Origin of the sequence: Mycolicibacterium arabiense, from assembly GCF_010731815.2 — a bacterium.
Lineage (GTDB): Bacteria > Actinomycetota > Actinomycetes > Mycobacteriales > Mycobacteriaceae > Mycobacterium > Mycobacterium arabiense.
On record NZ_AP022593.1, the window covers coordinates 1,362,134 to 1,374,212 of the forward strand.

13 protein-coding genes are annotated in these 12,079 nt (G+C 69.9%); 6 read left to right on the forward strand and 7 right to left on the reverse strand.

Annotation, left to right across the window (positions count from 1 at the left end; all coding sequences use genetic code 11):
* The first annotated feature begins 10 nt into the window (after positions 1-10).
* Complete coding sequence (locus tag G6N61_RS08225; RefSeq protein ID WP_163918078.1) at positions 11-796, forward strand: enoyl-CoA hydratase; 786 nt, start codon at positions 11-13, stop codon at positions 794-796.
* Here G6N61_RS08225 and G6N61_RS08230 read toward each other — a convergent pair.
* From G6N61_RS08230 to G6N61_RS08240, 3 genes are read right to left on the reverse strand one after another with little or no spacing between them, the layout of a single operon-like run.
* Positions 793-1,629 carry a sugar phosphate isomerase/epimerase family protein gene (locus tag G6N61_RS08230; protein ID WP_163918079.1) on the reverse strand — a complete coding sequence of 279 codons (837 nt, stop codon included), beginning with the start codon at positions 1,627-1,629 and terminating at the stop codon, positions 793-795. The two genes, G6N61_RS08225 and G6N61_RS08230, sit on opposite strands and share 4 nt — an antisense overlap.
* Positions 1,626-2,822 (reverse strand): dihydrodipicolinate synthase family protein, encoded by a 1,197-nt coding sequence (locus tag G6N61_RS08235; RefSeq protein WP_163918080.1) that lies wholly within the window; start codon positions 2,820-2,822, stop codon positions 1,626-1,628. Before G6N61_RS08235 ends, G6N61_RS08230 begins: the two co-directional genes overlap by 4 nt.
* Positions 2,819-3,997, reverse strand: coding sequence for a Gfo/Idh/MocA family protein (locus G6N61_RS08240; protein WP_163918081.1), 1,179 nt, complete (start codon positions 3,995-3,997; stop codon positions 2,819-2,821). The genes G6N61_RS08235 and G6N61_RS08240 overlap by 4 nt, the downstream gene beginning before the upstream one ends.
* A gap of 170 nt (positions 3,998-4,167) precedes the next feature.
* On the opposite strand from G6N61_RS08240, the gene G6N61_RS08245 reads away from it, so the two are divergent.
* The 4 genes from G6N61_RS08245 to G6N61_RS08260 all read left to right on the forward strand — a co-directional run bounded on the left by G6N61_RS08245 (position 4,168) and on the right by G6N61_RS08260 (position 8,094).
* The gene (locus G6N61_RS08245) at positions 4,168-5,193 is read left to right on the forward strand and encodes a LacI family DNA-binding transcriptional regulator (protein ID WP_163918082.1); all 1,026 of its coding nucleotides are present in this window, start codon (positions 4,168-4,170) and stop codon (positions 5,191-5,193) included.
* Between the two features lie 134 nt (positions 5,194-5,327).
* On the forward strand, positions 5,328-6,203 hold the full coding sequence (locus G6N61_RS08250) for an ABC transporter permease (RefSeq protein WP_163918083.1): 876 nt from the start codon (positions 5,328-5,330) through the stop codon (positions 6,201-6,203).
* A 33-nt stretch (positions 6,204-6,236) separates the two neighbouring features.
* Entirely contained in the window at positions 6,237-7,274 is a 1,038-nt protein-coding gene (locus tag G6N61_RS08255) for an ABC transporter substrate-binding protein (protein ID WP_163918084.1), read from the forward strand.
* Between the two features lie 10 nt (positions 7,275-7,284).
* Positions 7,285-8,094, forward strand: a complete 810-nt coding sequence (locus G6N61_RS08260; RefSeq protein ID WP_163918085.1) for an ABC transporter ATP-binding protein — start codon at positions 7,285-7,287, stop codon at positions 8,092-8,094.
* Between the two features lie 11 nt (positions 8,095-8,105).
* Here G6N61_RS08260 and G6N61_RS08265 read toward each other — a convergent pair whose 3' ends face one another.
* A complete protein-coding gene (locus G6N61_RS08265; RefSeq protein ID WP_163918086.1) occupies positions 8,106-8,543 on the reverse strand; it encodes a MerR family transcriptional regulator in 438 nt (145 codons plus the stop codon).
* Between the two features lie 45 nt (positions 8,544-8,588).
* On the opposite strand from G6N61_RS08265, the gene G6N61_RS08270 reads away from it, so the two are divergent.
* Positions 8,589-9,206: a class I SAM-dependent methyltransferase gene (locus G6N61_RS08270; protein ID WP_163918087.1), complete on the forward strand. Its 618-nt coding sequence runs from the start codon at positions 8,589-8,591 to the stop codon at positions 9,204-9,206.
* A gap of 3 nt (positions 9,207-9,209) precedes the next feature.
* Here G6N61_RS08270 and G6N61_RS08275 read toward each other — a convergent pair whose 3' ends face one another.
* From G6N61_RS08275 to rbfA, 3 genes are read right to left on the reverse strand one after another with little or no spacing between them, the layout of a single operon-like run.
* Positions 9,210-10,538 carry an MATE family efflux transporter gene (locus G6N61_RS08275; protein WP_163918088.1) on the reverse strand — a complete coding sequence of 443 codons (1,329 nt, stop codon included), beginning with the start codon at positions 10,536-10,538 and terminating at the stop codon, positions 9,210-9,212.
* A gap of 41 nt (positions 10,539-10,579) precedes the next feature.
* Positions 10,580-11,581, reverse strand: coding sequence for a DHH family phosphoesterase (locus tag G6N61_RS08280; RefSeq protein ID WP_163918089.1), 1,002 nt, complete (start codon positions 11,579-11,581; stop codon positions 10,580-10,582).
* Complete coding sequence (rbfA, locus tag G6N61_RS08285) at positions 11,556-12,071, reverse strand: 30S ribosome-binding factor RbfA (RefSeq protein WP_163918090.1); 516 nt, start codon at positions 12,069-12,071, stop codon at positions 11,556-11,558. The genes G6N61_RS08280 and rbfA overlap by 26 nt, the downstream gene beginning before the upstream one ends.
* Between the last annotated feature and the right edge of the window lie 8 nt (positions 12,072-12,079).

Genomic DNA, 12,079 nt, shown 5'->3' on the forward strand with positions numbered 1-12,079 from the left:
CGGTGACCCCGTGCCCGACACCGACGACTCTCACGACAGCACGGACTCCTACGTCCTCCTGATCGAGACCACCGACCGCATCCGGACGCTGACCCTCAACCGGCCGCGCGCACGCAACGCGCTGTCGGCGGAACTGCGCACCCGGTTCTTCGCGGCACTCGGCGACGCCGAGCGCGACGACGACGTCGACGTCGTCATCGTCACCGGCGCCGACCCCGTGTTCTGCGCCGGGCTCGATCTCAAGGAACTCGGCGACACCACCGAGCTGCCCGACATCTCGCCCAAGTGGCCCGCCATGCGCAAACCGGTGATCGGCGCCATCAACGGCGCCGCCGTGACCGGCGGGCTCGAACTGGCGCTCTACTGCGACATCCTGATCGCCTCCGAGCAGGCACGATTCGCCGACACCCATGCCCGCGTCGGGCTGTTGCCGACCTGGGGGCTGAGCGTCCGGCTGCCGCAGAAGGTCGGCATTGGCATGGCGCGGCGGATGAGCCTGACCGGCGACTACCTCTCGGCGGGCGACGCGCTGCGGGCGGGTCTGGTGACCGAGGTGGTGCCGCACGACGAGTTGCTCGCCACCGCACGCCGGGTGGCCTCGTCGATCACCGGCAACAACCAGAAGGCCGTGCGGGCACTGCTGGAGTCGTATCACCTCATCGACGACCAGCAGACCAGCGCCGGACTCTGGCTCGAGGCCACCTCGGCGACCCGCTGGATGCGAGAGACCTCGGGTGACGACGTCGCCGCCAGCCGTGCCGCGGTGTTCGAACGCGGCCGCGAGCAGGTGCGCTAGGCCGCCTCGCCGAGGCTGGGCAGTACCAGCTTCCGGTATCGCCGCTTCATGGTCTCGACCACGTCGCGCGGGTCGCTCGCCCATACGTCGTCGTTGAAGATCTCGACCTCGACGTCGCCGAAGTAGCCGGCGGCGGTCACCATCTCGGTGATCGACGCGAAGTCGATGACGCCGTCGCCCATCATCCCGCGCGACATCAGCGGGTCGGCCGCCATCGGTACCAGCCAGTCGCAGATCTGGTAGCTGCTGATCCGGCCCTGGGCTCCCGCCTCGGCGACCCGAGCCCGAAGGTCCGGGTCCCACCAGACGTGGAAGGTGTCGACGACCACGCCCACGACGTGCGCGGGGTGCGGCGCCGCGAGTTCGAGGGCTTGGCCGAGTGTCGAGATGACGGCACGGTCGGCGCAGTACATCGGGTGCAGGGGCTCCAGCGCCAGGCGTACGCCGCGGTCGGTGGCGTACGGGACCAGCGCGGCCAGCCGTTCGGCCAGTCGCGCCCGTGCGCCCGGCAGGTCGCGGTCGGGTATCCCTCCTGCGACCACGACCAGTTCGGGCGCGCCGAGCGTGGCGGCCTCGTCGATCGCGCGCCGGTTGTCCTCGACCGCCTGGTCGTCGAAACCGGTTAGGAACCCGCCGCGGCACAGGCTGGACGCACGGATGCCATTGTCCCGCAATATCTTCGACGCCTCGTCGAGACCCGCTTCGGCCACCCGGTCGCGCCACAGCCCGACGGCGGGCAGCCCCGCCGCCGCGGCGCCCTCGACGGCCTCGCGCAGAGTCCAGGCGTTGGAGGTCTTGGTGTTCAGCGACAGCCGCCCGAACGGGGCGCTCACTGCCCGATTCCGTTCACGCCGAGGAACAGTCGCATCCGGTGGGCAGCGAGGTCGGGGTCGGCGAGCAACCCGGCGCGGTCGGCCAGCACGAACAACCGGGACAGGTGGGGCACCGATCTGCCACCGGCCAGGCCCCCGACCATCGCGAAGCCGGGCTGGCGGCCGTTGAGCCAGGCCAGGAACGCGATGCCGGTCTTGTAGTAGTAGGTGGGTGCGGTGAACACGTGCCGCCCCAACTCCCGGGTCGAGTCCAGGATCGCGCGGGCGCGTTCGGTGTCGCCGGCGTCGAGTTCCTGCAGCGCCGTGGACGCGGCGGGGTAGATGGCGGCGAAGATGCCCAGCAGCGCGTCGGAATGTCCTCGGTCGTCGCCGACGATCAGTTCCGGATAGTTGAAGTCGTCGCCGGTGTAGAGCCGTACGCCATCGGGAAGTGCGCGACGCAGCGCGATTTCGTGTTCGGCGTCGAGCAGGGACACCTTGACCCCGTCGACCGCGTCGGCGTGTTCTTCGATCAGGCTCAGGAAGGTCCCGGTGGCCGAGGCGACGTCGGTGCTTCCCCAGTAGCCGCGCAGCGCGGGGTCGAACATCTCCCCCAGCCAGTGCAGGATGACGGGCCGGTCCACGTGGGCCAGCAGCGTCCGGTACACGGTCAGGTAGTCCTCGGGCGACTGTGCGACCGCGGCCAGCGCCCGGGACGCCATCACGACGACGCGGGCGCCTGCGCCTGCGACGACGTCGATCTGCTCGCGGTAGGCATCGCCGATCATCCGCAGCCCCGCCACCCCGGACGGAACGTCGGCGATACGCAGTTGGTCGGTACCCGCGCCGCAGGCCAGTCGCCCACCCGACTTGGCGGCTTCCTCGCCGCTGCGTCGGATCAACTCGGCCGTTGCGTCCCAGTCCATGCCCATGCCGCGCTGGGCGGTGTCCATGGCGTCGGCGACGCCCAGCCCGTACGACCACAGCTCGTGGCGGTAGGCCAGCGTCGCGTCCCAGTCGAGGTCGGCGGGCGCCCCTGGTGCGTTGTCGGCCGTGGTGCGGGGCACGACGTGCGCTGCGGCGTAGGCGATCCGGGACCGGATCGGTCCGTCGGGTTTGCGCCACGGACCCGGTGTGCCGAGGCGGTGTGCGCGCAGTTCACCGTCGAGGGGAAGGGTGACGACGAGGTCGGTCGGCGCGTGGGTGAGCGTCATAGCGCGATCTCCGGCACCTCGACGCGGATGCCGCGGGCCGAACTCGTCAGGCCGAGTTCGGCGAGTTGCACGCCGCGCGCTGCCGAGAGCAGCCCGAAGCGGTGCGGCCGGCCGGCGACGGCGTCGCGCAGGTACTCCTCCCACTGCAACTTGAACCCGTTGTCCAGGTCACCGTTGGCGGGCACCTCGAGCCACTGGTCGCGGAACTTCTCGGTGACCGGCAGGTCGGGGTTCCACACGGGTTTCGGGGTGTGCGCCCGCTGCTGTGCGACGCAGCGCCGCAACCCGGCGACCGCGGACCCGTGGGTGCCGTCGATCTGGAATTCGACGAGTTCGTCGCGGTAGACGCGGACCGCCCACGACGAGTTGATCTGGGCGATGATCCCGCCCTCGATCTCGAAGATGCCGTAGGCGGCGTCGTCGGCCGTGGCGGGGTAGGCCGTGCCGGACTCGTCCCACCGGGTGGGGATGTGGGTGACGGCCTTGGCGGTGACGGCCCGAACCGTGCCGAGCAGACCCTCCATGACGTAGTTCCAGTGGCAGAACATGTCGACGGTGATGCCACCGCCGTCCTCGGCGCGGTAGTTCCAACTGGGGCGTTGCGCGGCCTGGCCGTCGCCTTCGAACACCCAGTAGCCGAACTCGCCGCGCATCGAGAGGATCCGGCCGAAGAAGCCCTCGTCGACCAGGCGGCGCAGCTTGACCAGCCCGGGGAGGTAGAGCTTGTCGTGCACGACGCCCGCGACCACGCCTGCGTTCTCCGCCATCCGCGCGAGTTCGATTGCCTCGGTGAGCGTCTCGGCGGTGGGCTTCTCGGTGTACACGTGCTTGCCCGCCTTGATGGCTGCGGTCAGCGCCTCGACCCTGCGTGAGGTGACCTGGGCGTCGAAGTACACGTCGACCGACGGGTCGGCGATCACCGACGCGGCGTCGGTGGTCCAGTGTTCGATGCCGTGCTCGGCAGCCATGTCGGCGAGCCGATCGGCGTTGCGGCCGACGAGGATCGGTTCGACGTCGAGGCGCGTGCCGTCGTCGAGGGTCAGGCCCGAGTCGCGCAGCGGCAGGATCGAGCGGACGAGATGCTGGCGGTACCCCATCCGTCCGGTCACGCCGTTCATCGCGATGCGAAGGGTTCTGCGGTCGCCCTGACGTGCAGGGGTGGTGGAAGAAGACATGTGAGTGTGCCCCGTCTGATGGGCGCGGACGTATGCGACGCCGCGCGGATGCGGTCGGTTGCACTTCGGAATGCGCTTTCCACGGTAAGCTGCCGAGGCGCGGCGGTCAAGCGTCGCGTCGGATCCGTGTCGATCCGGTCAGCCGGACCCGGACGTGGAGGACGCAGCAGATGGCGGTGACCCTGCAGGACGTGGCCGCGCGGGCGGGAGTCTCGCAGGCCACCGCGTCGCGGGTGCTCAACGGGTCGGCCCGCGTTCCCGGCGAAGGCGTCGCCGACCGGGTCCGCACTGCCGCCCGTGAACTCGGATACGTCCCAAATGCCCAGGCCCAGGCGCTCGCCCGTGCCTCGACCGGCCTGCTGGGGTTGATCGTGCACGACATCGCGGACCCGTACTTCTCCTCGATCGCCCGCGGTGTGCAGTCCGCTGCCAGAACGGCCAACAAACAGGTGCTGTTGGCCAGCACCGACCGCGACTTCGACATCGAGCGCGACGCGGTCAGCACCTTCATCTCGCACCGCGCCGACGCCATCGTGCTGGCGGGTTCGCGCCAGAGCGGCGACCTCGACCGCGACCTGGAGACCGAGTTCGGCCGCTACCGGGCCAACGGCGGGCGCGTCGTGGCGATCGGGCAGCCGCTGGCGTTCGGCGGCGCCGTCGAACCCGAGAATCACTACGCCTCTGGGCAATTGGCGGACGCCCTGATCGAGGCCGGGCATCAGCGGTTCGCCGTGATCGGCGGGCCTGGCAACATCCGCACGTCGGTGGACCGCCGCAACGGCTTCGTCGAGACCCTGGCCAGGCGCGGACTCACCCCCCTGGTTGAGGTATCCGGCGACTTCACCCGCGACGGTGGCCATTCCGCGGCGCACCGCCTGGCCGCGGCGTTGCAGGTGACCGCCGACTCCGGGGCTCCGCCGGTGTGCGTCTTCGCCGTCACCGACGTAATGGCCATCGGTGCGATCGCCGCGTGGCGCGACCTCGGACTGAGCGTGCCGCGCGACGTCTGCATCGCCGGCTTCGACGACATCCCGACACTGCGCGACCACACCCCCAGCCTGTCGACCGTGGCGCTGCCACTGGAGGAGATCGGTACGCGCGCCGTCGAATTGGCGTTGCGGACCGATGCCGACGCCGCGGATCTCCGCGAGCGGATCCCCGGCCGCGTGATCCTGCGCGACAGCACACGCCTCTGATCAGCGCGAACACGCCGGGCACGGCGAGGGCGTTGACAGTGTGGGCTGCATCACGTTATCGTCGGCCTTGCTTCGGAAAGCGCATTCCCAACGGGCGCTGAGATCGCCCGGGCCCTTCGAACTTAGGACTGTCCATGGCCGTTACCGCTCCGGCCGGGCTGCGCGACACCGCGCAGCCGGTCTCGCAGCCGGCATCACGACGACCGCGCCGCCCATCGTTCTCACCACGCGCCACCCTGTCGAACTTCTGGCGTCCGATGGCGCTGTTGGCCGCGCTGCTCGCAGCCTGGTGGGCCGTGACGGAGGCCGAACTGGTCGCGCCCTACATCCTCCCGTCACCGGCCGACACGTGGGCCACCGCCCGGGAGAACGCCGCCTACCTAGCCCAGAACACCTGGGTCACCACCTGGGAGACGGTGATCGGCTTCGCGATCGCCGCCGTCTTCGGCGTCCTGATGGCCGTCGTGATGGTGTACTCCTCCAACGTGGAGAAGACGGTCTACCCGTTGATCCTCTTCGCACAGGTGGTGCCCAAGATCGCGATCGCGCCACTGTTCATCGTGTGGCTCGGCTTCGGCCCCTCGCCCAAGATCCTCGTCGCCGTCCTGATGGCGTTCTTCCCGGTCGTCATCTCGTGCCTCGCAGGTCTGCGGACGGTGGATCCCGAGATCCTCGAACTCACCTCGACGATGGGTGCGAGCCGTTTCAAGACGTTCATGAAGATCCGGTTCCCGGCCTCGCTGCCACAGCTCATGTCCGGCCTGAAGGTCGCTGCCACGCTCGCCGTCACCGGCGCCGTGGTTGGCGAGTTCGTCGGCTCCAACGAAGGACTCGGCTACGTCATCCTCCAGGCGAACGGCAACGTCGACACCGCAATGCTGTTCGCCGCCCTGATCATCATGTCCTTCCTGGGCATCGTGCTCTTCGCCATCATCGAGATCGCCGAGAAGCTGCTCATCCCCTGGCATTCCTCACGACGCGCCGCCTCATCGACCACCCACGCCGTCTGACCCACCACCGTCGACCCAATCAAGGAGACACCCATGACGTTCACCCGACGCCGCGCCGTCGCCATCGCCGCGGCCGCCACCGCCACCGCCCTCACGCTGACCGCCTGTGGCGGAAGTGGTTCGCAGAGCACCGATTCCGCCGACGGCTCGGCCGCACCGGCAACGCTAATGCTGAACTGGTACCCCTACGGCGAGCACGCACCGTTCTACTACGGCGTGGAGAAGGGGATCTTCGCCAAGCACGGCGTGGACCTGACGATCGACGCCGGCCAGGGCTCCACCAAGACCGTGCAGGCCGTCGGCTCCCAACAGACCGACTTCGGCTGGGCAGACACCCCCGCGGTGCTGAGCAACATCGACAAGGGCGTCGACGTCAAGAGCGCAGGGGTGTACCTGCAGACCACGCCGTCGGCCGTGCAGGTGTTCGCGGACTCCGGGATCAACACGCCGCAGGACCTCGTCGGCCGCACCATCGCCGTCTCCGCCGGTGACGCGCCCACCACGACGTTCCCGATCTTCCTCGACAAGGTCGGCATCGCCGACGATCAGGTCAAGCAGCAGAGCCTCGACGCGGCGGGCAAGATGGCCGCAATGCTCTCGGGTCGCGTCGACGGCCTGATCGGCTTCGCGCACGACCAGGGGCCGACGATCGCAAACAAGAGCGGCCGCGAGGTGCGCTACCTCCGCTACTCCGACGCCGGCCTCAACTTCTACAGCAACGGGCTGATCGCGAACACCAAGACGATCGCTGACGACCCGGAACTGGTGCAGGCCATGGTCGACGCCACCAGCGAGGCCTACGCCGCCGCGGCAGCCGACCCACAGGGCGCCGTCGACGCGATGGCCGGCAAGGATCCGCAGATGCCGCCGCGCGAGGTGCTGCTCGAGCAGTGGCAGCAGACCATCCCGCTGCTGAACACTCCGGCCACGGCGGACAAGGCGCCCGGCGTCAACGCCGAGGAGGACTGGACGGCCACCATCGCCACCCTCAACCAGGCCGGCCTGCTGGAGACGGCGAAGAACCCGTCGGAGTACTGGGATTCGTCCTTCGCTCCGCGCGGCGAGCAGTAGGGGGACGCAGATGAGCACCGCCATGATCGACACCGAGACCGGCGTGACGCCGGCGGCGATCTCCATCGACGACCTCACCGTCACCTTCTCGTCCAAGCGCGGCACCACCACCGCGCTCGAGGACATCGACCTGTCCGTGGCCGACGGCGAATTCGTCACCATCGCAGGCCCTTCCGGCTGCGGTAAGTCGACGCTGCTGAAGGTGATCGCAGGCCTCACCAACTCCACCCGGGGCGAGGTGCGGTTGCGGGGCCGCGACGTCCGCGGGCCCCAGCGCGAGATCGGCTACGTCTTCCAGCGCGCAGCCTTGCTGGAATGGCGCAGCGTGCGCAAGAACATCCTGCTGCAGGCCGAGATGCGCGGCATGTCACGCCAGGCCGCAGCGCGCCGCTGCGACCACCTGCTCGAGATGACCGGGCTGACCGGGTTCGAGAACGCCATGCCGTACGAGCTGTCCGGCGGTATGCAACAACGAGTCTCACTGTGCCGGGCGCTGCTGCACGAACCCGACGTGCTGCTCATGGACGAGCCCTTCGGCGCACTCGATGCGTTGACCCGCGAGAAGATGAACGTCGAGCTGCACCGGATCTGGCGCGAGACCAAGACCACCGTCGTCCTGGTCACCCACTCCGTCGCCGAGGCGGTCTACCTGGCCAACCGCGTGGTGGTGATGAGCCCGCGTCCCGGCCGCATCGTCGAGACACTCGACGTCGACCTGCCGGGGCACCGCGACTACGCCGAGACGATGGAACGCCCGGAGTTCATCCACGTCGCCAACCGCGTGCGCGAACTGCTGGGCAGCGCTTCGGCCGCCGACTGAACGACGACCGGCTAGCCCTGCTCCGGCCCGGAGTGCTGCGCCGCGATCTGCTCGACGGTGGCACCATCGACCAGTCGGTCCAGGGCGCCGATCATCGTGGCGCACTCCCGCGCCGGATGATCGGTCGGGCAGTTCAGCGCATGGGTGAGGAACTCCTTGGCACCCCGGGCCTGTGCGATCACCCGATCCAGTTCGGCGATCTGGTCGCGAATCGTCGCGCGCCACTGTTCGCTCGGGGCGTCGAGGACCTCGGCGGCCGCGTCCAGCGGCAAGCCCAACCGGTGCGCGATCTTCAGGAACGCCAGGTGGCGCATCTCCTGGGGCCCGTACATGCGCCTGCCTGCCCGACGTGCCACCGGTCTGACCAACCCGCGGTCGTCGTAGTAGCGCAGCGCCGACGGCCGCATCCGCAGCCGCGCGGCCGCCTCGCCGATCGAGATCACGTCCATACGACATTTGACTTCAACCCGGCTTGAACCGGCAAGGTCGAATCCGTGAGTGAGCCAGCGTCCCCCCAACCCGTCAACCACCACGCCGACCACCCAGGTTTCGCAGGCATCGGCGGAGCGCTCTGCGGTCTGGTCTTCCTGCTCGTCGGCCGCGCCAACGCGAGGCTCGTGGTCGCGCTCGCGCGCCCCGCGGTGGGTGACCACGTCGTCGACGTCGGATGCGGGCCCGGCACCGCCGCCCGGGCCGCCGCGCGGCGCGGCGCCCGCGTCACCGGTGTCGACCCCGCCGAAACCATGCTGCGCTTGGCGCGCGCCGTCACCCACCGTCAGGACGTCACGTGGGCCGAGGGCTCCGCCGAGGCACTACCCGTCGCCGACGGTACGGCGACCGTCGTATGGGCACTGGCCACGGTGCACCACTGGCGTGACGCGAGTGCCGGTGTCGCCGAGGCACACCGGGTGCTGCGGGCGGGTGGACGCCTGATCGCGATCGAACGCCGGACGACCCGGGACGCGACCGGCCTGTCCAGTCACGGGTGGACCCGCGAGCAGGCCGAGTCCTTCGCCGAGCTGTGCCGCACCACCGGCTTCGTCGACGTCGACGTGCGCGGCGAGCGGGCCGGACGACGCGACGTGTGGGCGGTCATCGGTCACCGCGCCTGACGCTCAACCCGTGCCCGCCACCAACCACCGGCCGGAGGCGGCGCGCCAGCCGACGAACACCAGGCGCAGCGCCATGAACGTGGTGAGCCCCGCCCAGATGCCGAGCAGCCCCCAGCCGAACGCCAGCGACAGCCAGATCGGCGGCAGGAACCCGATCAGCGCGGACGCCAGCGTGGCGTTGCGCATGAACTTTGCGTCCCCCGCCCCGAGCAGCACGCCGTCGAGCGCGAACACGATGCCCGCCACCGGAAGCTGCGCCACCAGGAACCACCACGGCACGTCGATCTCGTCGAGAACCGAACGGTCGCTGGTGAACAGCGTCGGCACCACCGACGCGCCGGCCGCGAACGCAGCCGCCAGCACCGCGGCAGCCAGCGTCGAGAACACCGTCACCCGCCACGCAACGGACTTGGCGTGCGCGAGCTGACCGGCGCCCAGCGCAGCACCGACCAGTGACTGTGCCGCGATGGCCAGGGAATCGAGCACTAAGGCGAGGAAGCTCCACAGTTGCAGCACCACCTGGTGCGCAGCGACCGCAGCCGCCCCGAACCGCGCGGCGACGGCTGCCGCCGAGACGAAGCAGGCCTGAAAGGCCAACGTGCGCACCAGCAGATCGCGACCCATCACCACCTGCGCCCGCAGGATGCCGACGTCGATGCGGAGCGGAACGCCCTCGGCGAGCAGCGCCCGGCAGAACAGCAACGCCGCCAGCCACTGCCCCACCAGATTGGCCACGGCCGAGCCTGCCAGCTCCAGCCGCGGCATCCCCAGCCAGCCGTACACCAGCAGCGGGCACAGCACGGCCGACACCGCGAAGCCGAACACCACGAAGCGCAACGGCCGCACGGTGTCCTGCACCCCGCGCATCCAGCCGTTGCCTGCCAGCGAGATCAGGATCGCAGGCGCTCCGAAGATCGCGATCCGAAGCCACGGCAGTGCCTCGTCGGCGATCTCGCCGCCATCGGCGATCACGCCGAGCAACGGCACCGCGCACACCTGCACCACCGCCACCACCAGCAGACCCAGCCCCACGGCGAGCCACGTCGCCTGCACGCCCTCGCCCACCGCCGAATCCCGTTCGCCCGCACCGAAGTAGCGCGCCGAGCGCGCCGTCGTGCCATAGGACAGGAACGTCAACTGCGACGCCACCAACGACAGGATTAGCCCACCGATCGCCAGACCTGCCAGCGCCAGCGCGCCGAGGCGGCCGACGACCGCGAGGTCGAACAGCAGGTACAGGGGCTCCGCCGCGAGAACGCCGAGCGCGGGAAAGGCGAGTCCCGCGATGCGCCGGCCGGTGGCAGGCGTCAGCGGGTCCGGACCCTCAGCCAACTCGCGCGTCGACGACGTCGGCCAATGCGCCGGGGCCCGGGTCAGCCGAGCGCACGGGTCAGTGCCTCGACGACGTCATCGGCAGGCCCGGTGGCACTGAACCCGGCCGCCAGCCGGTGCCCACCCCCACCGAAACCGCTTGCCACAGAGGCGAGATCGACCTCGGACTTGGAGCGCATCGACACCGACCACTGCTGCGGCTCGATCTCCTTGAACACCGCCGCGACCTCGGCCTGAGAGGTGGTGCGCACGATGTCGACGATGCTCTCCACCTCCTCGGGCCTGGCGGTCGACCATTCCTGGTGCGGCACGACCGCGTAGACGAAACCGAGCCCGCCGACGGCCGCGGGCACCAGGCACGCGGAGGCGAGCACCCGCGACAGCATCGGCAGCCACGAGAACGGATGGGTGTCGAGCAGCGTCCGGCTGATCGACGCGTTGTCCACCCCGAGTTCGAGCAGCCTCGCCGCCAGGCGGTGCGCACGCGCCGACGCCCAGCGGAATGATCCGGTGTCGGTGGTCAGGCCCGCGTACAGGCAGTGCGCCACCGGCACGTCGATGCGCTCGTCCCACGCGTCGAGCACTTCGGCGACGAGCATCGTCGTGGAATCGGCCGTCGAGTCCACGTAGTTGGCGGTGCCGAAGAGCAGGTTGGATGCGTGGTGGTCGATCACCAGCACCTCGCGACCCTCGTCGGCGAGCCCGCTCAACGCACCGAGCCGGTTGGGGCTGGGGATGTCGACGGTGACGACCAGATCGGGGTCTGTGCGCATTGCCTCCGGCGCCACCAGCAGATGACCGCCGGGCAGGCTCTGCAGCGACTCCGGCAGTTCTGACGGCGCGGCGAAGCTCACCTCGACGGCCTTGCCGGAACGCTCCAACACCAACGCCAGCGCAAGGCCCGCACCGATGGTGTCCGCGTCGGGAAAGACGTGACACACCACGGCAACTCGGCTCGCCGCAGCGAGCAGTGCCGCCGCGCCGTGCGCATCGACACGGGTCGCGGCGACGCCCCGCTCAGTCGTCGGTTCTATCGCGGTCACCGGTGTCCTCAGGGTCGAAGTCGTCGTCAAGCACGTCAGGCTCCCCGTCCGATTCCTCTCCCCCCGTCACACGGTACGGGTCGGCGTCGCCCGCGGGCTTGGCGCCTTCCCGAATCCGTGCCAGGTCGGCGTCCGCTGCCCGCGCACGGGCGAGCAATTCCTCCATGTGTTGCGCCGTGTCCGGCACCTTGTCGAGCACGAACGACAGGGTCGGCGTGAACCGCACACCCGTCGCAGCGCCGACCTTGCTCCGCAGCGTGCCCTTGGCACGGGTCAGAGCCGCAGCCGCACCCTCGTAGTCGGGCTCGTCCTGCAGCGTCTCGCCGCGAACCGTGTAGAACACCGTCGCGTCGTGCAGGTCACCCGTCACCTTCGTGTCCGTCACGGTCACGAAGGCCAACGGGGGATCCTTGATCTCGAACTCGATCGCCGAGGCCACGACGGTGCCGATGCGCTTGGCGAGCCGTTTCGCGCGAGCCGGGTCAGCCATGGAAAACC